This is a genomic window from Embleya hyalina, assembly GCF_003967355.1.
Lineage (GTDB): Bacteria > Actinomycetota > Actinomycetes > Streptomycetales > Streptomycetaceae > Embleya > Embleya hyalina.
In genome coordinates, this window is sequence record NZ_BIFH01000015.1 from 128,888 (window position 1) to 155,029 (window position 26,142).

Genomic DNA, 26,142 nt, shown 5'->3' on the forward strand with positions numbered 1-26,142 from the left:
CCCCGACCAACGCACCCGTCTCGTCGGGAGCTTCGAGTCTCGGAGCCCCGCACGCCGGCGGCGGTCCACCCCACGGGCCGGACAGGCCCCGCGCCGGCCACTCGCAACCCAAGGCGCAACGCGCGCCGAAGAGACCCGGCCCCTCAGGGGCGCACACCCGGCGCACCCAACCCCAACCCTCCCCAGTGCCCAAGGCGATGTGGCAACCGCCGTGTCGTCTACCGAAGATGGGGTGCCGGCATGTCAGCCGAGTGTGCCGGTGCTACCCGTGCGCACGGCGGCCCGCGGCGGCCCATGCCGCGCCGGGCCACCCGGAGCGCCGCCTGCCGCCCGGCGTGCGTGGGATCGGGGCGACCAGAAGGCTCTCGTGCTCGTGGAAGCGCAGGGCGTGCACGTGGCTCGCTCTCGGACTTGATCTGGACCTCGCTCCAGATCGTAGCGTCGGCGACATGACGAACACCGCTCGGCAACAGCAACCCCTCGGTTCGCCCTTCTCCGCCGCCACCCACGCCGCCGACATCGTGGCCGACCGCGACCTGTCCGGCATGACCGCCGTGGTGACCGGGGGCTACTCCGGCCTCGGCCTGGAGACCACCCGGACGCTGGCGGCGGCACGGGCCAGGGTCATCGTTCCGGCCCGTCGCCCCGATGTGGCCCGGGCCGCGCTCCGGGGGATACCGGGCTGCGAGGTCGTCGCCATGGACCTGACCGACCCGGACAGCATCCGGTGCGCCGCCGCGCGGATCCGCGAATCCGTCGACCGGCTCGACCTGCTGATGGCCGCCGCCGGAGTCATGGCCACCCCGGAACGACGCGTCGGGCCCGGCTGGGAAGGCCAGTTCGCGGCCAACCACCTCGGGCACTTCGCCCTCGCGTGCGAGCTGTATCCCCTCCTGGTCGCCGCGGCCGGCGCTCGTGTCGTGGTCAACAGCTCCGCCGGACACACCCTGACCGGCATCCGCCGGCACGACCCGCACTTCCGCACCGGCTACGACAAGTGGTTGGCCTACGGCCAGTCCAAGACCGCCAACGCCCTGTTCGCCGTGCACCTCGACGCGCTCGGGCGCGACGACGGTGTCCGAGCGTTCGCGCTGCATCCGGGCAAGATCATCACCGGCCTGCAGCGCGAGATGACGCAGCGGGAGCAGATCGACCGCGGCTGGGTGGACGCGCACGGCAACGTGATCGGAGCCGGCTTCAAGACCGCCTCCCAGGGCGCCGCCACCGGTGTGTGGGCCGCCACCTCCGCGCTCCTCGACGGCCGGGGCGGGCTCTATCTCGAAGACTGCGACGTCGCCCGCGTCTCCGGTCCCGACGAGCCCATGGACGACGGCGGCGTGCGCGCGTACGCCATCGACCCCGACGAGGCCGCGCGACTCTGGGACCTCTCCCTCGCCGCGACCGGAGCCCCGCCCATCACCCGATGACATCACCCGCACCGACGACGAGGGAGCGCCGCCCGGGGCTCACGCGCACAACCGGTCCAACGCCGCCCTGCTCTCGTCGTCCGCGGCCCGAAATACCAACAGGCGTTGATTCGGGTCCTGGAGCGGCACCAGCACCTCGAAGTGCATGGTGAGCAGGCCGGCCTCGGGGTGGCGCAACACCTTGTGCCCTCGGCCGTTGATCCCGATGTCCCGCTCGGCCCACAAACGCGCGAACTCCGCCTCCCCCGCGTGCAGTTCCGCGATGAGGTCGGTCAGCGCACGATCCTCCGGATGCGCGGCCCACGCCGCGCGCAGGTGGGCGACCCCCTCGCGCACCACCCGCTCCCGATCGACGTAGAGCTCCCGGATCACCGGATGCATCAGGCACAGCCACATCGCGTTGCGCCGCGCCGGCGGGAGCGCGTCGAAATCGAGCAGCAGCCTGGTCGATTCCCGATTCCAGGCCAGGACGTCGTAGCGGTGGTTCATCAGCATGGCCGGCAGCGGCGACAGATCGGCGACCAGCCCGGCCAACAGCGGCGCGGCGCCGGTCGCGGGCTCGTCGGCGGTGTGGGGGCGCCGGCGGGCCAGGTCGAAGAGGTAGGCCCGTTCGACCGGGGCCAGGCGCAACGCCCTCGCCAGCGCCTCCACCACGTCGGCCGAGGGCCGCACCCCGCGACCCTGTTCCAACCGTACGACGTAGTCCACGCTGACCCCCGCCAGTTCGGCGACCTCCTCGCGACGCAGCCCGGGGGTCCGCCGGGGCTGCCGACGCGGCGGCAGGCCGAGGTCGCGCGGGTCCAACCGTTCCCGCGTGGCGCGCAGGAACGCGGCCAACTCCTGTGTCGTGTCCACGGTGTGGGTGGTCGTCATGTCCGTGCCAACAGCCGGGGTGGGATCGGCGTTCCCAGGATGTTCCCTCCCTTACCCCCTGTTCGCGACGGTCACAGGCTGGTACCCGGCAACGGATCACGCGCACAGGAGGACACGATGACACTCACCCTCGACACCTACCGGCTGATGGGCCGCTCCGGGCTGCGGGTCTCACCCCTGGCACTGGGCGCGGCGACCTTCGGTACCGAGTGGGGCTGGGGATCCGAGCGGGACGAGGCGCGCCGGCTGTTCGACACCTACGTCGAGCGCGGCGGCAACTTCATCGACACCGCCGACACCTACACCGACGGCAGTTCCCACCGCATGCTGGGCGAATTCATGCGCGACCGGCGGGAAAGCCTGGTTCTGGCGACGAAGTACTCGACGCTGCGCCGCCCCGGCGACCCGAACTCCGGCGGCGGACACCGCAAGAACCTGTTCGCGTCGGTGGAGGCCGGTCTGCGACAGCTGAACACGGACTACATCGATCTGCTCTACCTGCACGTGTGGGACTTCCGTACGCCGATCGACGAGATCCTGCGCGGCCTGGACGATCTGGTCCGCCAGGGCAAGGTCCACTACGTGGGCATCTCCAACGCCCCGGCCTGGCAGGTCTCGCGCATGCAGGCGATCGCCGACCTGCGCGGCTGGTCGCCGCTGGTCGCGCTGCAGATCGAGTTCAACCTGATCGAGCGCACGGGGGAACGTGACCTGATCCCCATGGCCCGCGAGCTGGGCCTGGGGGTGGTCCCGTACTCACCACTGGCCGGCGGGGTGCTCACCGGCAAGTACGACCGCGACGACCTGACCGCGCCGGCCGCGACCGGCGACGGCACCCGCCGCAACCTCGCCCTGGGCACGCTCACCGAACGCGACCTCGCCATCGCCGACGTCGTGAAGGAGGTCGCCGCGGAGCTGGACCGCGCACCCGCCCAGGTCGCCCTGGCCTGGGCCCTGCGCCATCCGCACGTGACCGCACCGATCATCGGCGCCCGCACGGCCGCCCAGCTGACGGACAACCTGGGCGCCCTGGAGGTCGAGCTCACCGCCGCGCACCTGGCCCGCCTCGACGAGGTGAGCACGATCGCACTCGGCTTCCCGCACGACATCCTCGCCGGCGACCACATCCGCACTGTGACCACCGGCGACCTGAGGATCGAAACCCGCCACTGACCCCCCACGAGCCCCGAGGGCGGCCCGAACCCCGCGCGCCGTCCTCGGGGTGGTCCCGGTCGGCCGGCCCGCGCGAGCGTGGTCATCCGACGCGTGGCTCCGTCAGCTCATCGCCAACGCGAACCACACCCGCTTGCCGCCGGGAAGCGGCGTCACCCCGCATTCGTTGGCCAGGCTCGTCATCAGCGGGATGCCCCGCCCCGACTCGGCGTCCCAGGACGGGCGCCGTCTCCGCGGGGCCGCCGGGATGGCGGCCCCGCCGTCCTCGACGCCGACCACCAACTGCCCGCAGGGCACGTCGTGCAGCAGTTCGACCCGGACCACGGTGCCATCGGGCGTGTGCCGGACCGCGTTGGACACCAACTCGCTCGCCAGCAGCTTCGTGGTCTGCGCCGTGTCGGCGGAGGCGCCCGCCCCGATCGCGCACTCGTGGACGAAGTTGCGTACGTGTCTCACGAGTTCGGCCGTACCGACGCAGCGAAGTTCGGCGACGGGGGCCAACATGTGGTGTCCGGCCCGGTCGGCCGGCGCGTGAATCCGGGTGGCAGGCATGTCTTCTCCCCAATCCGATGTGGACCGCCGCTGGGACACCCGTACTCACCGGGAGGAAAGAAGAAGCGGCCCACATCGAGCATCGCCGCGACGCATAAATGCAACCAAGTACTTCGACATAAATAACTCTTTCGGGTGACACCGACCAAACTCGGTCGCGTTGCAATCAGACCCGGAGCACAATCCCGGACGAAGCCACCCCGGGAGGACCCAGATGCGCAGCCACGCACGACGCCGATTGGGTACGGAATTGCGGCTGCTCCGCACGGCGTCGGGTCTGTCCGGCGAGGAGGTGGCCGAGTCCTGTGGCTGGGATCAATCCAAGATCAGCCGTATCGAGACCGCGAAGGTCGCGGTGTCCCGACACGATCTGCATCGCCTCTGCGGCATATACGGGGTCTGCGCGACCGACGTCGAACGCCTCGAAGCGCTCCTGATCGAGACGCGCGGCCCGCGCTGGTGGGTCGCCTACTCGGACGTGCTCGACGCCGCCTACGAGGAGTTGATCGCGCTGGAGTCGCAGGCCACGGAGATCCGGGCCGCCAACGCCGGGATGATCCTCGGCCTGCTCCAGACCCGCGACTACGCGGCGGCGGTGATCGGCTCCGGGCCGATGATCCCCGACCCCGAACGGGCCGACGCGCTCGTGGAGATCCGAATGCGGCGACAGCGCGTGCTCACCGGGCAGAATCCGGCCAGGTTCCGCTCCGTGCTCGCGGACGGTGCCCTGCAATGCGAGATCGGCGGTCGCGGCGTACTCACCCGACAACTCGCCCATCTCCTCGAACTCGGTGAATTGCCCAACATCGACATCCACGTGATACCGACGAGTTCCACCGCGAACGCCTACAACGGCGGACTGACCATGTTCGATTTCTCCGGCCCGCACGCGCCCAGCGTGCTGTTCGTCGAATACCACGGCGGCATGCTGGTCAAGGAGGACGATCGCGACCTGCGCCGCTATCGCCGCCACCTCGACTACCTGGTCGCCAACGCCCTCTCCACCGACGAGTCCAGAACCCTCATCTCGGCAAGGATGCGATCCCTGTGAACAACGCCCCGAAAGCCCCCGTCGCACCCGACGCCTGGCGCAGGTCCACCCACTCGGGACACCAGGGCGACTGCGTGGAAGTGTCCCCGCGCGCCGCCCACCTCGCGCTCCGGGACAGCAAGCGCCCGACGCAGGCGCACCTGCGCCTCCCCCGCCACGCCTGGCCCGAATTCCTCGCCTCGCTGCGACACGGGTGACCCGCCCCGCGGCCCACGACGATCGGCGCCGGCCCGCGCCGAAAATCGGGATGATCGAGCCGACCCGGCCCGGCTAGGGTGGTCGGCATGTTCGCCGCCGCATTCACGAGGACTCGCCGCCACTAGCGGCGGGCCGAGGCTTCCTCTCTTCCGGTTCCGCCGCACTTCGGGTCCCTGCCGGTGCGGCCGTTTCGCGCTGCCCGGCTCCGAACTGCCTTGCGGAGCCTTCTCGTGCCCTACCCCACTCATGGCGGACGCCATGAGCTCGGTCAGAACTTCCTCGTCGATCCCGCGGTGATCGGCCTCTTCACGGACCTGGTCGGGCGTACGTCCGGGCCGGTCGTGGAGATCGGGCCCGGTGACGGTGCCCTCACCCTGCCGCTGAGCCGAAGCGGTCGGCCGCTCACCGCGGTCGAGCTCGATCCGCGGCGCGCCCGGCGGCTGGCCCGCCGCGTGCCCGGGCACGTCCGGGTCGTGGCGGCCGATGTGTTGCGGTTCCGGTTTCCCGATCGACCCTTCACCGTCGTGGGCAACCTGCCGTTCCATCTGACGACTTCGGTGTTGCGGCGGCTTCTCGACACCGGACACTGGCAGTCCGCGGTGTTGTTGGTGCAGTGGGAGGTGGCCCGGCGCCGGGCGGGTGTGGGTGGGGCCTCGATGCTGACGGCGGCCTGGTGGCCGTGGTTCGACTTCGAGGTGCACGCGCGCGTGCCGGCTCGGGCGTTTCGGCCGATGCCGTCGGTGGACGGCGGGCTGTTGTCGATGACGCGCCGGAGCACGCCGCTGGTGGTCGGGGCGCGGGAGCCGTACCAGGAGTTCGTCCGCCACGTGTTCACCGGCCCGGGCCGCGGGCTGCGCGAAATCCTGGAGCGGACGGGCCGGTTGCCCGGTGCCGCGGTGCGCGACCGGCTCGTCGCCGCCCGGATCTCCCCCCTCGCGCTGCCCAAGGATGTGACGGCGGATCAGTGGGCCTCGCTGTGGCGGGCGGTCGAGCGGGGAGGGCGCGCGGACCACGGGGATGCCCGCGCCGGCCGACCGGGATCCGGGCGGTCTCGGTCCCGGCGGTGACCCGCGCGGCGGCCCGTGCTCAGGCCCGTGCTCAGGCCCGCGCTCAGGCCCGTGCGATCGGCTCCTGGAGTTCGGTCACCCACTGCTTCGGGTCCGGTGGGCACTCCAGGTTGACCTCGCGCGGGTAGCCGAGGGACCGGAAGCCGCTGGCGTCGATCCAGTGGGCCAGGGCCTGTACGCCGGTCATCACGTCGTCCATCGAGCCCCGATGCACGAAGGTGGCGGCGTGCTCGATCGGCGGCAGGTCCACGATCGCGAAGTCGTGTTCGGGGCGCGGGTCGGCCGCGACCGTGATGCCGGCGTTGATGACGATCGTGTCGTCCCGGTCGGGCGAGACCTCGTAATAGGCGATGCCCGGCCCGGTCGGCGCGACCCCGGCGGCGGCCATCCGGCGGCACAGTTCGTCGTACAGCGGCCCGATGATCGGCCCGATGTCGCGCGGCCCGTCGGCGTCGACCGTGGTGGTCGCGGTCAGTACGGCCACCCGGACCCCGGGGATGCGCTTGAGCACGACGTCGTCGTCGGCCATCCGGCCCTCCGCCTCGATGGTACGGAGCCTCGCCTCGACCTGGGTCAACCGTCGGGCGTCCGCGGCCACCGCCGCGGCGAGTTCGGCCCGGCGCAGCCGCAACATGCCGCGCAACTCGCCGGCGCTCACCTGCTCGTCCAGGATGCTCCGGACCTGCTGGAGGGTGAAGCCGAGTTCCTTCAGCGCGATCACCCGGTTGAGCCGGGCGAGTTGCCCGGCCCGATAGAACCGGTAGCCGCTGACCGGGTCGACCCGGTCGGGGCGCAGCAGGCCGATGGCGTCGTAGTGCCGCAACATGCGGACGGACACGTTGCCGTGCCGGGCGAAGTCTCCGATGGTGAACATGACGCCTCCCAGTGCACGGCCTCACACGGTGTCAGGGTCAAGCCCCCCCGGAACCGCGCCCTCAGTCCACCGGCCCCGCCAGGTCCCATCCCGGCACCCGCACGTGGACGTGCATGCTGCCCGGCAGCACCTCCTCGCCGCAGCCGCGACACATCAGCGCGGGGTCGAGCGCGTGGTCCCCGTGCCGGAAGTCCACCGGCGGCTCGTCGGTCAGCCACCGGTCGCCCCAGGCCGCGAGGGTCTGCAGCACCGGCCCGAGGTCGCGGCCCCGGGCGGTCAGGTGGTACTCGAAGCGCGGCGGCCGGTCCTGGTAGCGCCGCCGCTCCAGGACCCCGGCCGCCTCCAGGGCACGCAGCCGGGTGGTCAGGATGTCCCGGGGCGCGCCCGTGTTGCGCGCGATCGTGTCGAAGCGGTGATTGCCGAATCCCATTTCCCGGATGGCCAACAGCGCCCACTTCTCGCCGACCACACCGAGCGTCGAGGCGACCGAGCATGGCCGACCGACCGGCGCCCGGGCGGCGCGGGAGCGCGCGGGAGCGTCCGCCGCCGCCCTCTCGGGCACCCGACCGGAGTCGGCGCCGGAGTCGACGGACGAGGCATTCGAAACGTTCGAGACGTTCGACGCGCGCGAGGAATCGGAGGAGCCGGAGGAATCGGAGGACCCGGACAACCCGGAGGAGTCGGAGGAATCAGCGTTGACGACCACGCCCACAAGGTTGCCATCCCCAACTCACTGACGCTATGCCGAGGGCACGGTGAGTAGGCTTTTCCAACTCAAGCGGTCGAAAGGCGACTGCCACGAATGGCGAGGCATGCCTCGTCGACGCCATCCGAACTCCCGTGCACAGGCGCGCCAGGACCTCGGGGCCGCTGGCGCCGGTCAGTCGTGGCCGTGGTCGCCGGACTGGGCGAGGGAGCGGGTCACGCCCGCCTGCAGCTCGGCGCGGGCGGTCTCGTCGGCGGCGCCGGAGCGGTCGAAGGCCGCCAGCGCGCCGCGCCACAGTTCGGCGGCCTCCCGGTAGGCGAAGTGGATCTCCGCGTCCAGGGCGGCGAGGCGGGCGTAGTGGGCGGCCTTCGCGGCCGTCGCGCGCGAGGCCGAGGCCAGGTAGTGGTGCGCCAGCGCGGAGACGTCCCGGGGCCGCACCGCCTCGATCGCCTCGGCCGTGCGCGCGTGCATCCGGGCCCGGCGCAGCTGGGACAGGTCCTCGTACAGGGTGTCCCGCACCAGCGCGTGGGTGAACCGCAGCTGGCCCGCGTCGGGCTCCACGAGCAGACCGGTCAGCAGCGCCGACTCGACCGCGTCGAGCACCGTGTCCTCGTCCGTGCCGCTCTGCGCGAGCAGGACGTCGACGTCGATGTCCCGGCCGAGCACACACGCCTGCTTGAGCACCTCCTGCGCGGCCTTGGGCAACCCGGCGACATGCCGGCGGATCACGTCCCGCACCCCGACCGGCACCTCGGACACCGCCGCGTGCGCCCCCTCCGCGGCAAGCACCCGGGCCGTCTCCAGGACGTAGAACGGGTTGCCCGCGGTGCGGTCCACGATGGCCCGTACGGTGTCCTCGTCGATCGCCGCCGAGACCGCGCCGCGGACCAGGTCGCCCACCGCCTCCGGGGCCAGGCCGGTGAGCTCGACGCGTTCCGGACCGCACCGCGCCAGCCGGGCCAGCGCGTCGGCGAGCAGGTCGCCCACCTCGTTGTGCCGATAGGTGACCACGAGCAGCACCCGACCGGTCGCGTCCCGGTCGGTGGCCAGGTGGCACAGCAGCGCCAGCGTCTCCTCGTCGGCGCGGTGCACGTCGTCCAGGACCAGCAACCACGGCGTCTCCGCGGTGGCCCGGGCCAGATAGCGCACCACCGCCTGATGCAACATCAGCTTGGCCGCGGCCTGATCGCCCACCGGGCTGTACGAGTCGGCGAGCAGCGGCGCCAACACCCGCGCGGTGTCCTCGTCCGGCGGGCTCACCGCGGCCAGCGTGCGCAACATCTGGGTCCACGGCCACCCGGCGGGCGCACCGCCCGATTCGGGGCAGCGCCCCCACGCCGCCCGCCACCCCTCGGCGGCCAGCAACTCCCGTACATGCTCGGTCAACGCGGTCTTGCCCTCGCCCGGATCGCCGCTGACCAGCGCCACCGCGAGCCGCCCGTCGGCCCGCTTCGCCGCGTTCAGCAGGTCGGTCGTCTCGTCGGCCCTACCGATCAACGTGGTCGTGCGCGCCACGATCCCGTCCTCCCCCAGCTCGTCGGAAACCCGTACCGGCTCCGCGACTTCCCGATGCGCGGCGGGCGCCTCGGGCGCGGCGGCCGGCGTCGGCACCGCCTCCGGCGCGTCCAACTCGGCGGAATGGGCCAGGATGTCCGCCTCCAGGCGCTGCAACCGCGACCCGGGCTCGACCCCCAACTCGTCGCGCAGCGCCGCCCGTACCCGGCGCAACACCGCGAGCGCGTCGCCCTGGCGGGCACACCGGTACAGCGCCAGCGCCAACAACCGCCAACTCTCCTCCCGCAGCGGGTGCGCCGCCGCGTGTGCCTCCAGGCCGGGCACGATCCCGGACGCCTGCCCGATGGCCAGACCGGCCTCGGCCCGACGCTCCACCGCGACCAGGCGCAACTCCTCCAGCCGGGCCGCCTCGGGCCGCGCCCACGGCTCGTCGGCGAACTGGGCGTACGCGGGCCCGCGCCACAGGTCGAGCGCCGCGGTCAACTCGCGTAGCGCGTCCTGCGCCGCTCCCGCCGCGAGGAGGCCGCCGGCCCGGTGCACCAGGGCCTCGAACCGCCACGCGTCGACCTCGTCCGTACCGACCCGGAACGCGTACCCCGGCGGCGCGGTGACCAGCACCGTCGAGGGGGTGCGCGGCGCGCGGTCGGGTTCGAGCGCACGGCGCAGGTGCGATACGAAGGTCTGCACGGACCCGAGCGCGCGGTGCGGCGACTCGCCGTGCCACAGGTCCTCGATCAGCCGGTCGACCGGTACGACGTGCCCCCGCGCCAGGACGAGCCGAGCGAGAACGGCCCGATGACGTGGGCCGCGCAGGTCGGCCCGCCGGTCACCGTCCCACGCTTCGAGCGCTCCCAGAACACGAAACGTCAGCATGGATAAGAGACCTTACTGATGCGTCACGAGCAGCCGAGCGGCGGCCGGGGCTGAAGTCGTCCGGCTGTTGTCCCACACCCGGATCAACACCGACTCGACGCCCGGTGAACACGCTTGCCGGGCTCATGTCGGCGGCATGCCGGGCGCATGTCGCGCCGGTGCCGACTCCCCGTCGCGCTCGCCGTTCGTCGGACACCGGGCGGGTCCCGGGGTCCGACGAACGGGCTTCGATCGACCACCCGGGCCCTCAACTCCCGGACTCTCCCGGCTGGTTGCCCGGTGTCTGCGCCTCGCCCTCGGGACGCGTCGAGGGTGCGCCCGCAGACGCGGCCGGGGGTTGCTGCCGCGTGGTCCCGGGAGCCGCACCCGGCGCAGTGCCCGGCGCGCTGCCCGGCGCGCTGCCCGGCGGCGTACTCGGCACCGTCGCGGGCGGGTTGCCGGGCACCCCCGCCGACGGCGGCGTGCTCGACTGCGGCGCCTGCCCCGGCCGGACCGGGATCGCGATCGTGAACGGGGCCGTGCCCTCCACGATCCGGCACCCCGGCGCGCCCTGGTTCGGCTCAACCCGGGGCTGCGGGAAGGGCAGGCTCTCCCGGTTGGGCACCGCCGGCCGGCCGTCGCGCGTACATCCGTAGTTCGAGAACCCGCTGTACAAACCGAGTTGCCTACCATTCTGGTCGAACAGCAGAACATCCTTGAGCGGGCGTCCCTGCGCGTCGAACGGGTAGATGTTCTGCAGCGGATTGCCGTCCAACGTACCCATCAGCGTGCTGCTGTCCAGCGGGTGCCCATCCCAACTGTTGAAGTACGAGGGGTGGTTCGATCCCATGGGCTCCATCCGCACGACTTCGCCCGGCTCGAACTGCCCCGCGCTCACCATGCCGATCCCGAGCCCGACCACCATCGCGTTGAGCGGTACCGCCAGCCACACCAGTCGGCGGTCGTGTCTCGAGCGCGAGCCCAGCCACAACGACGCGACCAGAGCCAGGAGTCCGACCGCCACCGGCCACCACACCCCACCCGTGATCACCCAGGCGAGCAGGGACACGACCAGCGCCCGCGCCACCCACCAGGCGGACTGCAGGCTCGTCAGGAATCGCACCGGCTCGGCGAAGCGCCCGGTGCGCAAGGACGCCCCGAGGGCCCTCGCGCGACGGCTGACCGACAGCGCGGCGACCTCCGGCAGGCCGCGCTCGCGCCCGCGCAGCCACAGCGCGTTCACCGCCTCCACAGCCAGTGCGAGCACACACGGAAAGATCCACCAGCGCTCCTGCGAATCCTGCTGCGAGCCCAGGGCGACGCCGGTCACGAACGCCGCGCCGAGCGCCACAAGCAGTCCCAGCATCAGGAGTTCGACCTTGCCGACGCCGCGCAACCGACCGCCGTCGCCGGCAGGCGTCAGCGGCGGATACCCGGCCGCCGCGCGCAGTTCGGCGGCGTACTCGTGCGGCGTGCCGAGCCGGGCGCGCAGCGCGTCGGAGGTCACCGCGCCGTCGAGTTCGGCGACCACCTCGCTCAGGTTGACCTCGACGTCGTCCAGGATCTCCTCCGCCTCGACGGCGGGCAGATCGGCCAGAATGCGGGCCACCTCGACGCGGTAGTCAGCGGCGACGGGGTGCAGTGCGGTGTCCTTCATCGGGTCTCCCCCACCAGTTCCGACATCGTCCGGGCGAACGAGTTCCACGTGTCGGTGGACTCCCGGAACCGCTGCCGGCCGGGCTCGTTCAGGGCGTAGTACTTGCGGTTCGGGCCTTCGTCGCTCGCCACCACGTAGGACGTGAGGAGTCCGGCGTTGTACAGCCGCCGCAGCGTGCCGTAGACCGACGCGTCGCCGACGTCGTCGAGGCCGGCCTTGCGCAGCCGGCGCAGCACGTCGTAGCCGTAGCCGTCCTCCTCACGCAGCACGGCGAGTACGGCGAGGTCCAGCACTCCCTTGAGCAACTGACTCGGATCCATGACGCCTCCAGCTCTTGTGCGTTGCACGGTACCACGCAATGCACAGTAGTGGACGGGATCGATCGCGCCCGCCGCACAGCAGATCGGCTCGACTTCGCGTTTGTAGGGACAGAGGCTTCCGAGCGGGATCCGACCGAGGAGACGTGCACCATGCGGTTCGAGGACTTCGCGGCGGCGCGACTGCCGGCCCTGCTGCGCTACGCCGCGTTGTTGTGCGGGGACCGGGAGTTGGCCCGGGACCTCGTGCAGGAGGCGCTGATCAAGGCACTCGTGCGCTGGAAACGCATCGGCACGCTCGATCGACCCGACGCCTACGTCCGCACCATCGTCACCAATGAGTTCCTGTCCTTCCGCCGCCGCAAGGCGATACGCATGGTGGCGCTGACCCACGACGCGCTGGACGGCCCGGCGGCGCCCACCGTGCCGGATCCCGCCGCCGATGTCGGGTCCGGCGAGGAGTTGTGGCGCCGGCTGAGCGAACTGCCCCGCCGACAACGGGCCGTGCTGGTCCTGCGCTACTACGAGGGACTCACCGACGACGAGATCGCCGAGACCCTGAGCTGCCGACCCGGCACCGTCCGGGGCTACGCGTCCCGCGCCCTGGCGACGCTGCGCGTGGAGATGACCGTGACACCTACCCGAATCCCCCCGATTCCACAGGGAGAACCGGCATGACCGACATCCGCGAACTGGAGGCGGCGCTCGTCCGCCACGAGCATCTGGCACCCGACGGTGAGGGCCTGGTCGAAGCCGCGTACGCGGGGGCCCGACGCGTGCGCCGACGGCGCCTCGCCGTCACCGGCCTCGGCGTCGCCGCCGTGGTCGCGCTCGGCGCCGTAACCCCCCAGGTCCTCGATCACCTCGGTGACGACGGGGTACGTCGGGCGGCGGGTCCCGCCGCGAGCAAGGCTCCTGGCGTCTCCGTGACCAGTCCCCCGGCCGTGGTCGTGGACGTCGACCGCACGGAAGGGTTCTTCCCCCTGGAGCAGGGCTTCTCGGGGACCACCTCGCTGGCGAGCGTGCGCTCGAACGACCAATCCAGGACCGGCTGGGGCGGCAACGTCGGCGCCTACGCGCCGGCCGACGTCGACATGACGGCGATCGAGGCCGGCGAGGCGATCACCGTGCAGGGGCACCCGGCCCGTTATGCCGAGAACTACCTGATCGATCCGGCCGCCTATCACGAGGGTCCGCAAAACTCCTGGGCTCCCAAACCGGTGCGCTTCGACGCCGACGGAAAGCCCGGCCGCGGCACGTGGCAGGACAGGCGGGCGCCGGTCGTCGCGTGGCGCGACTCGTCCGGGTCCTGGGTCGTGGTCTCCGGCACCGACCGGCGGACGGACCTGCTGCGATTGGCCGAGGCGGTCCGACTCCGGTCGACCGACGCCCGCACCCCCTACCGGCTCGGCTTCGTCCCCGACACGCTCCGGCTCGACTTCGGCGGCTCGAACACGCACATCCCGGCCCAGTCCAACTCCGTGCTGGTCTTCGGCGCCGCGGCCCATCCCGTGTTGAAGCGGAGCGAGCTGGGAGGCATGACGGAGTACGGGGCCCTGCGCATCCAGGTCTCGGCGTCGGACAGCGGGCGCACGGACATCGTCGCCCGAACCGGCCCGCCGACGGTGATCGCGGGACACGACACCTGGTACTTCACCTCCCCCGGCGGTGGCCTGCTGCCACCGCAGCAAGGCGCGATCCTGGTCACCAAGGTGAACGGCTGCGAAGTCCAGATCACGACCACCGACAACAACCTGGTGCCCAGGGACACCCTGCACCGCATCCTCGCGTCGGCGACCTTCGGCAACTGCGCGGCCCCGGAGACCTGGACCCCTCCGCTGTCCTGATCACCCGCGCCTACTGGTAACCCGAACTCCCGTGACCATCACGGGAGTTCGGCCCCTTTCCCGACTCAGCCCGCCGCCACCCAGGCATCCACCTCGGCGATGTACGCGTCCTTCACGTCCTCCGGCAGCCAGGCGATGGCGAACGCGTTGTATTCGAACCGGGCCACCTCCGCCTCGGTCAGGCCGAGGTCCGCCTGGGTGCGCTCCAGGTTCTCCTGTACGTACGCGTCCATGTAGGCGGGGTCGTCGGAGTTGATCGTGACCAGGATGCCCTCGTCCAGCATCCGCCGGATCTCCGCGCCCTTGATCCCGTCCACCACGAAGGAGTTCGACACCGGACACACCGTCAGTCCGAGGCCGCGCTCCTTGATCGCGGCGACCAGTTTCGGGTCCTCCAACGCGTTGGAGCCGTGGTCGATACGGTCCACACCGATGTCCTCGATGGCCTGCCGGATGTGCTCGACGCTGTTCTCCTGGTCGACGTCGCAGTGCATGGTCAACCGGTAGCCCTCGGCCCGTGCGCGCGCGTAGACGGCGGCGAACTTGGCCGGCGGATTGCCCCGCTCGTCCGAATCCAGCCCGATCCCCACGATCCACTCGCGGTACGCCAGCGACTGCACGAGCGTGGCCATCGCGTACTCGGCCTGGAAGTCGCGCAGGAAGCACATGATCAACTGGGCCCGAATGCCCAGTTCGCGTCGCGCGTCCCCGATCGCCCGGGTGAGCCCGCGCACCACCACGTCGAACGGCACGCCCCGGCCGGTGTGCGCCTGGGGGTCGAAGAACATCTCCACGTAGCGCACGTTCTGCGAGGCGGCCTTGCGCAGGTAGGCCATCGCCAGGTCGTAGAAGTCCGGCTCGTGCAGCAGGACCCGCATGCCGTCGTAGTAGACGGTCAGGAAGGAGGCGAGACTGTCGAACCGGTACGTCGCCCGCATCTCCTCGACCGAGGCGTACGGCAATTCGATCCCGTTGCGCTCGGCGAGCGCGAACTTCAACTCGGGCTCCAACGTCCCCTCGATGTGCAGATGCAACTCGCACTTCGGCAGCCCACCGATGAAGTCCCGCATGTCCCGCATGAACCGACCCTCCCGACTCGAACATCCACCCGACGAATGCCAACCGTATGCCCCGGACCCGCCCGAGCCCCGCACCCCGCCCCGCCGCGCCGCGTCGCCGGAACCCGATCCCCGCCACGCGCGAGGCGGCCCGGGACTCGCGACAGGCGAGGGAGTCGGGACCACGTCGCCGGGGTCAGCGGCGGTAGCAGCCGTAGACGCGTGGGGCTCGGGCGCCGGGAGGGATCGGGAACGGGGCGGATTTGGCGGGTGGAGCTCCGTCGGTCGGGTACCAGATGGCGTCGTCCGGCTCCACGGCCGCGAGGTCGGCGGTCCAGGCGGGGCGGGCCGGGTCGAAGGGCTGGACGCGCACCCGGGTGGTGGTCGCGTCGATGTGCTCGATCACGCCGGGCGGGTGGGTCGGTCGCAGACGGGCGTCCCGGTGCTTGACCTTTTGGCCGATCTCGGCGAGTTCGGGCATGGCGGGGTGTGCCTTTCGTGGGCGGGGGATGGGGAACGCGTCGCTTCGTGGCCGACCGGCGCGGGGAGCGCTCCGCGCCGGTCGGCTTCGCCCGGACGCCTCGGGAGGCGTCCGGGCGGCGGGGCCACACCGCCGGCCAGGCCAGTGGGGGCGGTGCGGCCGATCAGGGGGTGGGCGGTCGGCTGGGACGCGCGTCGTCGGGCGGCATTCGCCACGTGATCGACTCGTCGCGGAACAGGTGTTGCGCCTTGGTTCGGCGCGGCTCGTCCACGAGGGGTTGGGCCGCCATGATCCGGCCGGGCCGAGGCGCCTCCGGCTTCGCCGGTTCGGGCCCGGTGGTTTCCGGCCGGCACTGCCCGGCGGGCGCGGACGGGGCGGCCTCGTCGTCCACCACTTCGAGGTGCGCGAGCGGAATGGTGTAGGTCGCCTGGCAGTTGGCGGTGAGCGCCACGACGTAGCCGCCGGCCACGCGGTAAAGCGTCCCCACATACCGACTCCGGGCATCCCGCACCCGAACCTCACCCCCCGCCAAGCGCAGCCGCAAGTCGGCCTCATTGGGAGGTTGTTGTCGCGGCACGGTCATGGGCATGCCTCTTGCCTCTCATTGCCGTCGGTTGGTTTTCGGCCACTCCCTGACAGCTTCGACCTGCGCGCCTAACCTTTGGAGTGACCGCCCGTTGCAAGCTCAAATGAAACGAATCAGGGGCACAGGCGTGCGATTTCGGGAGCGGCCGAGCAACCCGACCAAGGGGTCGCCACGGCAGCGCATGGCAGCGCAAATCAGAGAGCACCGATCACGAGCCGGGCTGTCCGTGACGGAATTGGCCGACGTCGTGGGCTACAGCAAAGCGTCGATGTCGAGGTTCGAGACTGGCGACAGCCGTGTCCCCGAAGAACTGTGCCCCAAGCTCGACGCGGTGTTCGGCACGAGCGGCCTGTTCGCCACTCTGTTCGAGATGTTGCGGAACGTGCCGTTCCCTGATCGCTATAGCGAATACATGGCGTTGGAGCGCGAGGCCATTGCGCTCAGCGAGTGGACCGGGTTCCACATTTCGGGCCTTCTTCAGACCCCGGGCTACATGCGGGCACTGTTCCGCGATGGCAATCCCGGCGCATCCGACGCCCGGGTTGCCACGCTGATCGAGCGGCGCATGAACCGTCGCGTGATTTTCGACAAGAAGCCACCCCCGTATCTCAAGGTGCTCCTTGACGAGTCCGTGTTGCGTCGAACGATGGGTTCTCCGGAGGTCATGATCGAACAACTCGAAGCGCTACTGGGGACCATGGATCACGAGTACGGTAACACCAGGGTTTTGCCGTTGAAGCACGGTGGATTCGGGCTCAACGAGGCCACACAGATCTACATCGAGTTGCCGGATGGCACGTCGTTGGCCTACCTCGAAGGCAATGCGACTTCGCGCATGATCGAAGAACCCGGCATGGTCACCGAACGCAAACGAGACTACGAGCGGGCTGCTGCCTACGCCTTGTCCCCAGCGGAATCGGCAGCCATGATCCGCACGGTAATCAAGGAGTACGAAGAATGCCCAAAACCGCCCAACTGACGACTGCCGCCTGGCGTAAGTCCACCTATACCAACCCTGATGGGGGTGCGTGTGTGGAAGTCGGCGGCAACTTCCCGGGCATCGTTCCCGTCCGTGACAGCAGGGCCCTTGCCGTTGGTCACCTCATGATCGACGCGGCCTCGTGGGCGGCCCTCACCGCTTCGTTGCGCATCTGACCACCACGCGATGCCTCAGCAGCCCGGCACAGGAATGAAGGGATACGAGAAATGCCGAATCCGGAACCGATCGCCACTTGGCGCAAGTCGAGCCACAGCTCCGAGAACGGCGGGAACTGTGTCGAAGTGGTGGACGGCTTCCCGGGCGTCGTTCCCGTCCGTGACTCCAAGGACCCCGGCGTCGGCCACCTCGTGATCGGCGCGGCCTCGTGGGCGGCGCTCACCGCCTCGTTGCGCGTCTGAGCGCAACGCCGGCCCCGCCCGCCCACGGTCGGGCCGGCGGGGCCTCGCGCGACTACGCGGCCGGGGCGATCCTGGCCATGCCGTTGATGATGCGGTCCATCGCGTCGCCGCCCCTGGGGTCCGTGAGGTTGGCCAGCATCTTGAGCACGAACTTCATCAGCATCGGGTGGGGCAGGCCGTGCTTGGTGGCGAAGTTCATCACCCTCGGGTCGCCGATCAGCTTCACGAAGACCCGGCCGAGCGTGTAGTAGCCGCCATACGTCTGCTTGAGGATGCGCGGGTAGTCGTACAGCGCCCGCTCGCGGCCCTCCGGGGTCAGGCGGGCCACCGCCTGGGTGATCACCTGGGCCGCGATCTCGCCCGACTCCATCGCGTAGGCGATGCCCTCGCCGTTGAACGGGTTGACCATCCCGCCCGCGTCGCCGACCAGCAACAGGCCCTTGGTGTAGTGCGGTTGGCGGTTGAAGCCCATCGGCAGCGCCGCGCCGCGGATCGGGCCCTGCTGGTTCTCGTCGGTGTAGCCCCAGTCCTCGGGCATGCCCGCGACCCAACCCTTGAGCAGGTCGCGGTAGTCGATGTCCTTGAACGCCGCCGAGGTGTTGAGCAGACCCAGGCCCACGTTCGAGGTGCCGTCGCCCATGCCGAACACCCAGCCGTAGCCGGGCAGCAGCTTCTCCTGGCCGTCGCGGCGGTCCCACAGCTCCAGCCACGACTCCAGGTAGTCGTCATCGCTGCGCGGGGAGGTGAAGTAGGTGCGGACCGCGACGCCCATCGGCCGGTCCTCGCGCCGGTGCAGGCCCATCGCGAGGGAGAGCCGGGTCGAGTTGCCGTCGGCGGCGACCACGATCGGCGCGCGGAAGACGGTCTCCTCCTTCGAGCCGTTCATCCGCGCGTTGACGCCGACGATACGGCCGGTGCGCTCGTCCAGGATCGGGCCGGTGACGTTGGCGCGCTCGTACAGCTTCGCGCCCGCGGCCGCCGCCTGGCGGGCCAGGATCTCGTCGAAGTCGGCCCGCTTGCGGACCAGTCCGTGTGCCGGGAAGCTGGCCAGATCCGGCCAGTCGAGTTCGAGCCGCATGCCGCCGCCGAGGATGCGCAACCCCTTGTTGGGCAGCCAGCCGGCCTCGACCGAGGTGTCCACGCCCATCGCGATCAACTGCTTGACCGCGCGCGGGGTGAGCCCGTCGCCGCAGACCTTCTCCCGGGGGAACGCGGTCTTCTCCAGCAGGATCACGCTCACGCCGGACTTGGCCAGGTGATACGCCGTGGTCGATCCGGCCGGACCGGCCCCGACCACGATGACGTCGGCCTCATGCGTCGAGTCGGCGCGCTTGGTGGTTGTGACGGGCGCTGCGTCGGTCACGGACGACTCCCCTGGAAGTCTCTGCGGCAGTGCCGAAACCGGGACGGTTCCGGCCGGACAAGTCTATGAGCAGCGGGCCGGGAACCGGCCCGTGGTCACCCGGTGGTCGGTCGGAAGCCCCGGTGCAGCGCGACCACGCCGCCGGTGAGGTTGCGCCAGGCCGCCCGCTCCCAGCCCGCCCGACGCACGATCGCGGCCAGTCCGGCCTGGTCGGGCCAGGCGCGGATCGACTCGGCCAGATAGACGTACGCGTCCGGGTTGCTGCTCACCGCGGTGGCCACCGACGGCAGCGCGCGCATCAGGTACTCCACGTAGACCGTCTCGAACGGAGCCCACGTGGGCCGGCTGAACTCGCAGACCACCAGGCGCCCGCCCGGGCGGGTCACCCGCAACATCTCGCGCAGCGCGCCCTCGGTGTCGTTGACGTTGCGCAGCCCGAAGGAGATGGTCACCGCGTCGAAGGTGGCGTCCCGGAACGGAAGCCGGGTCGCGTCGCCCGCGGTGAACGCCAACTCGGGGTGCCGGCGCTTGCCCTCGCGGAGCATGCCCACGGAGAAGTCGCACGGGACCACGTCCGCGCCCGCGTCCCGGAAGGGCAGCGAGGAGGTGCCGGTGCCGGCCGCCAGGTCGAGCACACGCTCGCCCGGGCGCGCGTCCACGGCCCGCGCGACGGCTTTGCGCCAGGACCGGTCCTGGCCCATCGACAGCACGGTGTTGGTCAGGTCGTAGCGCGCCGCGACCGCGTCGAACATCGACGCGACTTCACGCGGTTGTTTGTCCAGGGAGGCTCGGGTCACCCGGCCATCATCTCGCGGCCGGGACCGTGCCCGGGTCCTGGGGGCGGGCGACGCACCGGGCGGGTCGCGTGGTGCGTGCGACCCGCCCGGTGATCTCGTGTCGGCGTCCGACGCTCAGCGACGCCCGGCACGGCCGCCGGCGCGGCGCCGGCCGACACCGACGCCGCCGCCGATCCGGCCGATGCGCACGCCGACACCGACGCCGCCGCCACGACCGCGACCGGTGCGGCGGCGCCTGCGGTGCGGGGTCACGGCATGGACGAGGGAACGGATTCGAGTACCAACGGACATGGTGTGCCTCCTCGTTCCGCACGGGCGGTGCCCGCGTCGGAAGTGGTCGGGAAACCCTGTCTTGTCGACCGGGCGCCTGCCCCCGGTTCGGCCGGCCATGCCTGATCGGACCCCGTCCGATCCCGCGCCGGCGCCCTCGGGCGCCGTCAGCGCCGGTGCACGAGCCGGCCGCCGAGCACGGTGGCCACGCACGAGCCGGTGCCGTGGGCGAGCAGGGCCGCGTACGGGTCGCCCTCGGTCGGTACGTCGAACACCGCGAGGTCGGCGAGGCCGCCCGGACGCAGCGTGCCCGCCCCGTCCAGACCGCCCATCGCCGCCGCGGCGCCGACCGTGACCGCCTCGACCAGGCGCCGATCCAGGTCGTCGGCGCGGTATCCCTGCCGCACCGCGACCTCGCGGGCCGCCGCCGCCTCCTCCCACATGTCCAGGGACGGCGAGGAGGCCAGCGAGTCGGTGCCCAGGGCCAGCGGCGAGCCCTCGGTCAGGTAGTCCGCCACCGGCGCCTCGCCCGCCGCCAGGATCGCGTTGGAGCGCACGCACAGGGCGACGGCCGTGCCGTACCCGCGCAGCAGCGCCCGGTCCTCCGCCCCCAGGTGCACGCCGTGCGCGACGTGCACGTCCGGGCCGAGCCCGGCGAAGCCGTCCAGGTAGGTCGCGGGGCTGCCGCCGCTGCCGCCGTCGAGCAGTTCCAGGGCCAGCCCCGTCGCGCGGTTCGCCTCGGCGAACCGGCCGGTGCCGTGCCGGACGAACTCCACCTCGTGCGTGGTCTCCGCCAGGTGCGGATGCAGCCGCAGTCCGCGCTCGCGGGCGATCTTCACGCACTCGGCGAACACGGCCGTCCCGACCGTGAAGGGGGTGTGCGGCGACACGCCCAACTCGCGCCCGCCGCTCGCCCCGCGCAGCGTGTCCAGGAACGCCTCGCGGCGCCCGCCCGCCCACATCGCGTCGTCCGCGATCACCTCGACGTAGCTGATTCCGCGCAGCCCCGACCGGCCCACCGGAACCAGTACGCACGGGTCGGAGACCACATCCGCCGCCGCCGTGGTCCCCGAGCGCAACATGTGGTGCACCCCGCGGCGGGCACTCTCCTGCCACATCACCTCGGAGAAGTCGGCCCGCCGCTCGATCAGCACCCGAATCCAGTCCGGGAACGCCAGCCCGGACAACGCGAGATCGCCGAAGTCGGTGTACTGGAGGTGCGCGTGCGCGTTCACCAGGCCCGGCGTGAGCACCCCGCGCCAGACCCGCTCCCGCGCCCCCTCCGCGGCCAACTCGGCCCGCGGTCCCACCGCGACGACGCGCTCGTCCTCCACGAGCACGGCACCGTCACGAATGGGCTCCGCGTCGACCATCGACAGGACAACGGGTGCGACATGCAACGTCAACGACATGCGTCCATCCTGCCAAGCCCCGCCCGAACGCACGGAACCGCCGTCGGGTGAGGTCCCGACGGCGGTCCGTGTCGCACGAATCGCGGCTAAGCCTGGTGCGTCCCACGGCGCTTGCGCGCGAACAGCACACCACCGGCCCCGACCACCACGAGAGCGGCGGCGGCCCCGCCGATCACCATGGTGTTGTCGTCGTCCGCGCCGGTCTCGGCCAACTCGGGGCGCTTGGTCGGCTTGTTCACCTCAGGTCGGGGCGTCGCGGGCTTGCCCGTCGGCTTGACCTCGGTGGGCTTGGTGTTCGGCACGGTCGGGTCGACCCGGTACGAGTACACCGTGCGGTCGACGTTGTTCTTCGGTTCGCTGTCGGGCAGCGGGCCGGTGATCCGGCTTTCGAGGATCTGCTCGTTGCCGGAGATCGTGCCCTTGAAGCCGGTCAGCCAGCTCGGCATGCCGCCTGCCACGCCGGTCTTGGCGCAGGTGACCACCAATCCCGCGCCGTCCAGACGGCAGCCTTCGGGCGCCTGGGAGAACTTGATCCCCTTGACCGCGGTCACCGTGATGTTGGCGTCGGCCTTCTTGTTGTGCCCGTCCCAGTACTCGATGGCGAAGTCCTTGCCCAACTCGCCACCCGGGTTGAGGTACGTGAACGACCTGGGGTTCTCGATGTGGAGATCAGCCTCGTCGACCGGCTTTCCATAGGTCAGCACGGCAGTGGCCTTGGCGTCACCCTTGACCGCCTGGGCGATGAAGGTGACCTTCTCGCCTTCCTTCCCCTCCTCCGTGCCCACCGGAACGACGATCTTTCCGTCGGCTCCGGGTGCGCACGTTTCCTTGCGGGTGCTCTCGACCCACTCGCACTGCCCATACATGGACCAGCCGAAGGAACCCGCCCCGGTACCCGTGAAGCTCAACTCGACCGGCACCGAAGTCGTGATGACGAGATCGAGGTTCTTCCCGCCCGGCGCGATCGTCGCCGTGGATGGCGTGATCGTGATTACATCCGCCGCCGAAGCCGTTCCGGTCAGGCCCATCGAACCGGCCACAAGGGCTCCGCCCGCAATCCCGAACGCGGCGATCTTCTTCACGTGAAAACGTGACATGCAGTGATTCCCCACCCCTGCGAGAAACGGAAAACCCGCTCGTTCGAAGGAACGGCGGGTCATCCAATGGCAAGGGAAGGTTTACACAGGGTCCAACTGCTCCGTCAACCCTCGATTAACGCGCGTCGACGACCTTGAGTTCGGGGTGGGCGGTGCCGCCGGCCAGGGCCGTGGAGGACAGGTGGGAGACCACCTTGTCGTCCACCGGGTCGTTCGCCGGGTCGTCGTGCACGATCAGGTGGTTGTACGTGGTGTCGCGCTGCGCGGGGACGCGGCCGGCCGCGCGGATCAGGTGCAGCAGTTCCATCCGGTTCGAGCGGTGCTTGGCGCCCGCGGAGGAGACCACGTTCTCCTCCAGCATGACCGAGCCCAGGTCGTCCGCGCCGTAGTGCAGGGTCAACTGGCCGGCCTCCTTGCCCGTGGTCAGCCACGAGCCCTGGATGTGCGCGACGTTGTGCAGGAACAGCCGGGCGACCGCGATCAGGCGCAGGTATTCGAGCAGGGTGGCCTGGGTGCGTCCCTTCAGGTGGTTGTTCTCCGGCTGGTAGGTGTACGGGATGAAGGCCCGGAAGCCGCCGGTGCGGTCCTGCACGTCGCGGATCATCCGCAGGTGCTCGATCCGCTCGGCGTTGGTCTCGCCGGTGCCCATCAGCATCGTCGAGGTGGACTCGACGCCCAGGCCGTGCGCGGTCTCCATGATCTCCAGCCAGCGCTCGCCCGACTCCTTGAGCGGGGCGATCGCGGTGCGCGGGCGCTCCGGGAGCAGTTCGGCGCCGGCGCCCGCGAACGAGTCCAGGCCCGCGGCGTGGATCCGCGAGATGGCCTCCTCGATGCCCACCCCGGACACCTTGGCCATGTGCGCGACCTCGGACGCGCCGAGCGAGTGGATCACCAGCTGCGGGAACTCGGCCTTGATCGCGGCGAACGAGCGCTCGTAGTACTCGACGCCGAAGTCGGGGTGGTGCCCGCCCTGGAACATGATCTGGGTGCCGCCGAGTTCGACCGTCTCCGCGCAGCGGCGCAGGATGTCGTCGATCTCCCGGACCCAGCCCTTCTCGCTCTTGGGCGGGGCGTAGAAGGCACAGAACTTGCACGCGGTGACGCACACGTTCGTGTAGTTGATGTTGCGCTCGATGATGTACGTCGCGATGTCGACGGTGTCCGCGTAGCGCTTGCGGCGGGCCGCGTCGGCGGCTCGACCCAGCGCGTGCAGCGGCGCGTGGACGTACAGCGCGAGTGCCTCTTCGGGCGTGATCCGCCCACCGTCGGCGGCCCGGTCCAGGACCGGCTGGAGATCGCTGATCACGGGGAAGCCTCCGCATGGAACGAATACGAGTGGAACGACTGCGTGTGGAACCGAGGCCGGTGTACCGACCCCGAGCCGAACAAAAGCTCGCGAACGAGCCTATCCGGCGCGCTCACGAAGCCTGCGCGGCGTCGAGCAGCCGCACCCGGACGTCGGCCGGATACCCGGTGTCGTGCGAGGTACGGCGGGCGAACTCGGCGATCCCGGCCAGGTGGCGCGCGCCCAGCGAGTAGTCGAGCGCCTCGGTGTAGTAGCGCTCCAGCGTGGCCGCGTCGAACGCCTCCCACCGGGCCACGTGCTCGCAGACCTTGTCCACCTCGCGCATGCACAGGTCGCGCGACTCCAGGAAGGCCCGGTGCACCTCGCGCACCTCGGCGGGATGCGCGGCCAGGAAATCGCGGCGCGCCGCCCACACCGCGAACACGAACGGCAGCCCGGTCCACCGCTTCCACTCCTCGGCCAGGTCGTAGACCTTCAGGCCCAGGCGCGGCGCGTCGTAGAGCGTCGCGCGCAACGCGACGTCGCCGATCACCACGGCGGCGTCCGCCTCCTGCATCATCAGACCCAGGTCGGGCGCCGAGGTGAAGAACTTCGGCCGTACGCCGTACTTCTCCTCGAGGAGCAGCCGGGCCAGCCGGACCCCCGTGCGACTCTGCGAGCCCAGCGCGACCCGGGAGCCGTCCAGCTCCTCGATCGGCACCTGGCTGATCAGCATGACCGACATCACCGGCCCGTCGGCGGCCACCGCGATGTCCGGGAGCACCACGAGGTCGTCCGCGTGCCGCAGGTATTCGACGACGCTGATCGGCGCGATGTCGAGGTCGCCGCGCACCAGGGCGTCGTTGAGGTTGTCCGGCGTGTCCTTGGTGAGCTCCAGATCCACCAGCGTGCCCGTGCGGGCCAGGCCCCAATAGATGGGCAGGCAGTTGAGGTACTGGATATGGCCCACCCGGGGTCGCCGGCGGCCGGCTTGCGGTGCGTTGTCCACACTGTCCATCCCCGCAGGCTATGCCCGGCCCCGCGGATCACCCGTATCGACCCGGTCGGTATCCGCGGTGTCACCGAACAGGCACAACACCGGGCATGCGGCAGTGGCAGCGGAAAGCGGGTGAGACCCTTCCGGAACCGGGCCGAACCGCACGACGGTCCGCCGACTACGACGGAGGAAGCGCGATGCACTCGTCCCCGGGCTCGTATCCGGGCCAGGGTGGCGGCTACCCGCCCCCGCCCCCGCCCTACGCGGCCACACCGGCCCCACCGCCGTACGACCCGGGTGGCGCGTACCACCCCGGCGGCCCGGGCGCGCCCGCCGGCGGTCACGGCGCGCCGCCGCGACCGGGGCCCGCCCGACCCGCGTTCGGCGCGTTGCGCGGCACCGTGGCCGGGATCAGCCTGGTGCTGGCCGTGCTGTTGTCGATCCCCGCCCTGTCCGCGCTGTGGTTGCGTTGGGAGGTGGTCTCCGACCAGGGGTTCACGGACAACGCGGTCGAGTTGATCGACGAGTCGGCGATCCGCAGCGAGGTCGCGCGGCTGATGACCGACGAGGTGATGCGGCAACTGCCGCCCGGGGTCCGGAGTCAGGTGCCGCGCCAGGTGGTGCAGACGGCGGTGACCGAGGAGATCGCCAAGCCGACGTTCAAGGCGGTCTGGAAGGACGGCGTCTCCACCGCGCACGACGTGGTGTTGTCCTCGCTGCTCGGCCGGGACGGCAAGAACGTGCAGACCGACGGCGACAACGTCGTGGTCAACCTGAAGAGCCCGATCGACGCGATCGTGGGGCAGTTGAACAGGGCCGGGATCCCGGTCTCCAAGGCGGGCCTGCCGACCAGCATCCCGATCGACCTCGCGCAACTGCCGCACGCCTCCGACGCGAAGCAGGGTCGGGACGCGCTCCAAGCGGTGGACGACGCGGGTCGGTGGTTGCCGATCCTGGCCCTGGTACTCCTGGTGATCGGCCTGGCGGTCGCGGTCAACCGGTTCCGCGCGCTGGTGATGACCGGCGTCGGGCTGTTCGTCACCAGCGGCCTGCTGCTGATCCTGGTCAACGCCGCGAGCGGTCCGGTCGCCGACGAGTTGGCCGCTCGCAACACGCTGAACCGGGACGGCATCGAGGCCGTCTACGGCGTGTTCACCGACTCGCTGGACACGATGTCCTGGTCGGTGTTCGCGGCCTCGATCGTGATGATCGTGGTGGGCGCCGTCGGGCTGGGCATGCGCGGTCGGCGGCGCTGACCGCCGCGCGCGGGTCCGCCGAGCGATCCGCGT

Annotated in this window: 28 protein-coding genes; 12 read left to right on the forward strand and 16 right to left on the reverse strand. The window is 71.1% G+C overall.

Going from position 1 to position 26,142, the window contains the following annotated elements; translation table 11 throughout:
- The first annotated feature begins 449 nt into the window (after positions 1–449).
- Complete coding sequence (locus tag EMA17_RS08120; RefSeq protein WP_126636236.1) at positions 450–1,427, forward strand: SDR family NAD(P)-dependent oxidoreductase; 978 nt, start codon at positions 450–452, stop codon at positions 1,425–1,427.
- 39 nt (positions 1,428–1,466) lie between these two features.
- Here EMA17_RS08120 and EMA17_RS08125 read toward each other — a convergent pair whose 3' ends face one another.
- Positions 1,467–2,300: a helix-turn-helix transcriptional regulator gene (locus EMA17_RS08125; protein WP_126636237.1), complete on the reverse strand. Its 834-nt coding sequence runs from the start codon at positions 2,298–2,300 to the stop codon at positions 1,467–1,469.
- A 117-nt stretch (positions 2,301–2,417) separates the two neighbouring features.
- Here EMA17_RS08125 and EMA17_RS08130 point away from each other — a divergent pair, with 117 nt between their 5' ends.
- Positions 2,418–3,473, forward strand: a complete 1,056-nt coding sequence (locus EMA17_RS08130) for an aldo/keto reductase (protein ID WP_126636238.1) — start codon at positions 2,418–2,420, stop codon at positions 3,471–3,473.
- 102 nt (positions 3,474–3,575) lie between these two features.
- Here EMA17_RS08130 and EMA17_RS08135 read toward each other — a convergent pair whose 3' ends face one another.
- The gene (locus EMA17_RS08135) at positions 3,576–4,025 is read right to left on the reverse strand and encodes an ATP-binding protein (protein WP_126636239.1); all 450 of its coding nucleotides are present in this window, start codon (positions 4,023–4,025) and stop codon (positions 3,576–3,578) included.
- A 214-nt stretch (positions 4,026–4,239) separates the two neighbouring features.
- Here EMA17_RS08135 and EMA17_RS08140 point away from each other — a divergent pair, with 214 nt between their 5' ends.
- The 3 genes from EMA17_RS08140 (at position 4,240) to erm (ending at position 6,341) form a co-directional block, all read left to right on the forward strand.
- Positions 4,240–5,076, forward strand: a complete 837-nt coding sequence (locus EMA17_RS08140; RefSeq protein ID WP_126636240.1) for a helix-turn-helix domain-containing protein — start codon at positions 4,240–4,242, stop codon at positions 5,074–5,076.
- Positions 5,073–5,273, forward strand: a complete 201-nt coding sequence (locus tag EMA17_RS08145; RefSeq protein WP_126636241.1) for a DUF397 domain-containing protein — start codon at positions 5,073–5,075, stop codon at positions 5,271–5,273. The genes EMA17_RS08140 and EMA17_RS08145 overlap by 4 nt, the downstream gene beginning before the upstream one ends.
- Positions 5,274–5,504: 231 nt before the next feature.
- Positions 5,505–6,341, forward strand: a complete 837-nt coding sequence (gene erm / locus EMA17_RS08150) for a 23S ribosomal RNA methyltransferase Erm (RefSeq protein ID WP_126636242.1) — start codon at positions 5,505–5,507, stop codon at positions 6,339–6,341.
- A gap of 43 nt (positions 6,342–6,384) precedes the next feature.
- Here the strand turns inward: erm and EMA17_RS08155 are convergent, their stop codons facing one another.
- The 5 genes from EMA17_RS08155 to EMA17_RS08175 form a co-directional block, all read right to left on the reverse strand.
- Positions 6,385–7,215, reverse strand: a complete 831-nt coding sequence (locus EMA17_RS08155; RefSeq protein WP_126636243.1) for a MerR family transcriptional regulator — start codon at positions 7,213–7,215, stop codon at positions 6,385–6,387.
- Positions 7,216–7,276: 61 nt separating this feature from the next.
- On the reverse strand, positions 7,277–7,921 hold the full coding sequence (locus EMA17_RS55730; RefSeq protein WP_307721531.1) for a winged helix-turn-helix transcriptional regulator: 645 nt from the start codon (positions 7,919–7,921) through the stop codon (positions 7,277–7,279).
- 174 nt (positions 7,922–8,095) lie between these two features.
- Entirely contained in the window at positions 8,096–10,309 is a 2,214-nt protein-coding gene (locus tag EMA17_RS08165; protein WP_126636244.1) for an ATP-binding protein, read from the reverse strand.
- Positions 10,310–10,556: 247 nt separating this feature from the next.
- Positions 10,557–11,945 carry an HAAS signaling domain-containing protein gene (locus EMA17_RS08170; RefSeq protein ID WP_126636245.1) on the reverse strand — a complete coding sequence of 463 codons (1,389 nt, stop codon included), beginning with the start codon at positions 11,943–11,945 and terminating at the stop codon, positions 10,557–10,559.
- Positions 11,942–12,265, reverse strand: coding sequence for a PadR family transcriptional regulator (locus EMA17_RS08175; RefSeq protein ID WP_078975830.1), 324 nt, complete (start codon positions 12,263–12,265; stop codon positions 11,942–11,944). The genes EMA17_RS08170 and EMA17_RS08175 overlap by 4 nt, the downstream gene beginning before the upstream one ends.
- Before the next feature lie 150 nt (positions 12,266–12,415).
- On the opposite strand from EMA17_RS08175, the gene EMA17_RS08180 reads away from it, so the two are divergent.
- Together EMA17_RS08180 and EMA17_RS08185 are read left to right on the forward strand one after the other, a co-directional pair.
- Entirely contained in the window at positions 12,416–12,940 is a 525-nt protein-coding gene (locus tag EMA17_RS08180) for a SigE family RNA polymerase sigma factor (protein WP_126636246.1), read from the forward strand.
- The gene (locus tag EMA17_RS08185; RefSeq protein WP_126636247.1) at positions 12,937–14,109 is read left to right on the forward strand and encodes a hypothetical protein; all 1,173 of its coding nucleotides are present in this window, start codon (positions 12,937–12,939) and stop codon (positions 14,107–14,109) included. The genes EMA17_RS08180 and EMA17_RS08185 overlap by 4 nt, the downstream gene beginning before the upstream one ends.
- Positions 14,110–14,174: 65 nt before the next feature.
- Here EMA17_RS08185 and add read toward each other — a convergent pair whose 3' ends face one another.
- From add to EMA17_RS08200, 3 genes are all read right to left on the reverse strand, one after another.
- Complete coding sequence (add, locus tag EMA17_RS08190) at positions 14,175–15,188, reverse strand: adenosine deaminase (protein WP_218042728.1); 1,014 nt, start codon at positions 15,186–15,188, stop codon at positions 14,175–14,177.
- A 175-nt stretch (positions 15,189–15,363) separates the two neighbouring features.
- Positions 15,364–15,648, reverse strand: coding sequence for a hypothetical protein (locus EMA17_RS08195; protein ID WP_126636248.1), 285 nt, complete (start codon positions 15,646–15,648; stop codon positions 15,364–15,366).
- A 163-nt stretch (positions 15,649–15,811) separates the two neighbouring features.
- Entirely contained in the window at positions 15,812–16,117 is a 306-nt protein-coding gene (locus EMA17_RS08200) for a hypothetical protein (RefSeq protein WP_126636249.1), read from the reverse strand.
- Positions 16,118–16,415: 298 nt separating this feature from the next.
- On the opposite strand from EMA17_RS08200, the gene EMA17_RS08205 reads away from it, so the two are divergent.
- Genes EMA17_RS08205 through EMA17_RS08215 form a run of 3 tightly spaced genes read left to right on the forward strand, consistent with a single transcriptional unit; the run spans position 16,416 to position 17,632 of the window.
- On the forward strand, positions 16,416–17,213 hold the full coding sequence (locus tag EMA17_RS08205) for a helix-turn-helix domain-containing protein (protein WP_281290468.1): 798 nt from the start codon (positions 16,416–16,418) through the stop codon (positions 17,211–17,213).
- Positions 17,192–17,389: a DUF397 domain-containing protein gene (locus EMA17_RS08210; RefSeq protein WP_126636251.1), complete on the forward strand. Its 198-nt coding sequence runs from the start codon at positions 17,192–17,194 to the stop codon at positions 17,387–17,389. The genes EMA17_RS08205 and EMA17_RS08210 overlap by 22 nt, the downstream gene beginning before the upstream one ends.
- 51 nt (positions 17,390–17,440) lie before the next feature.
- A complete protein-coding gene (locus EMA17_RS08215; protein WP_126636252.1) occupies positions 17,441–17,632 on the forward strand; it encodes a DUF397 domain-containing protein in 192 nt (63 codons plus the stop codon).
- 52 nt (positions 17,633–17,684) lie between these two features.
- Here EMA17_RS08215 and EMA17_RS08220 read toward each other — a convergent pair whose 3' ends face one another.
- The 4 genes from EMA17_RS08220 to EMA17_RS53870 all read right to left on the reverse strand — a co-directional run bounded on the left by EMA17_RS08220 (position 17,685) and on the right by EMA17_RS53870 (position 22,259).
- Positions 17,685–18,995, reverse strand: coding sequence for a geranylgeranyl reductase family protein (locus EMA17_RS08220; RefSeq protein ID WP_126636253.1), 1,311 nt, complete (start codon positions 18,993–18,995; stop codon positions 17,685–17,687).
- Between the two features lie 95 nt (positions 18,996–19,090).
- The gene (locus tag EMA17_RS08225; RefSeq protein ID WP_126636254.1) at positions 19,091–19,792 is read right to left on the reverse strand and encodes a demethylmenaquinone methyltransferase; all 702 of its coding nucleotides are present in this window, start codon (positions 19,790–19,792) and stop codon (positions 19,091–19,093) included.
- Between the two features lie 437 nt (positions 19,793–20,229).
- The gene (locus EMA17_RS08230) at positions 20,230–21,474 is read right to left on the reverse strand and encodes an amidohydrolase family protein (protein WP_126636255.1); all 1,245 of its coding nucleotides are present in this window, start codon (positions 21,472–21,474) and stop codon (positions 20,230–20,232) included.
- Between the two features lie 86 nt (positions 21,475–21,560).
- The gene (locus tag EMA17_RS53870; protein ID WP_246126532.1) at positions 21,561–22,259 is read right to left on the reverse strand and encodes an LAETG motif-containing sortase-dependent surface protein; all 699 of its coding nucleotides are present in this window, start codon (positions 22,257–22,259) and stop codon (positions 21,561–21,563) included.
- 79 nt (positions 22,260–22,338) lie between these two features.
- Here EMA17_RS53870 and EMA17_RS08240 point away from each other — a divergent pair, with 79 nt between their 5' ends.
- The gene (locus EMA17_RS08240) at positions 22,339–22,560 is read left to right on the forward strand and encodes a hypothetical protein (RefSeq protein WP_126636256.1); all 222 of its coding nucleotides are present in this window, start codon (positions 22,339–22,341) and stop codon (positions 22,558–22,560) included.
- Positions 22,561–22,686: 126 nt separating this feature from the next.
- Here EMA17_RS08240 and mqnC read toward each other — a convergent pair whose 3' ends face one another.
- Together mqnC and EMA17_RS08250 are read right to left on the reverse strand one after the other, a co-directional pair.
- Complete coding sequence (gene mqnC, locus EMA17_RS08245; RefSeq protein ID WP_126636257.1) at positions 22,687–23,877, reverse strand: cyclic dehypoxanthinyl futalosine synthase; 1,191 nt, start codon at positions 23,875–23,877, stop codon at positions 22,687–22,689.
- 112 nt (positions 23,878–23,989) lie between these two features.
- The gene (locus EMA17_RS08250) at positions 23,990–24,874 is read right to left on the reverse strand and encodes a menaquinone biosynthetic enzyme MqnA/MqnD family protein (protein WP_126636258.1); all 885 of its coding nucleotides are present in this window, start codon (positions 24,872–24,874) and stop codon (positions 23,990–23,992) included.
- 176 nt (positions 24,875–25,050) lie between these two features.
- On the opposite strand from EMA17_RS08250, the gene EMA17_RS08255 reads away from it, so the two are divergent.
- Positions 25,051–26,109 (forward strand): hypothetical protein, encoded by a 1,059-nt coding sequence (locus EMA17_RS08255; protein ID WP_126636259.1) that lies wholly within the window; start codon positions 25,051–25,053, stop codon positions 26,107–26,109.
- The last annotated feature ends 33 nt before the right edge of the window (positions 26,110–26,142 follow it).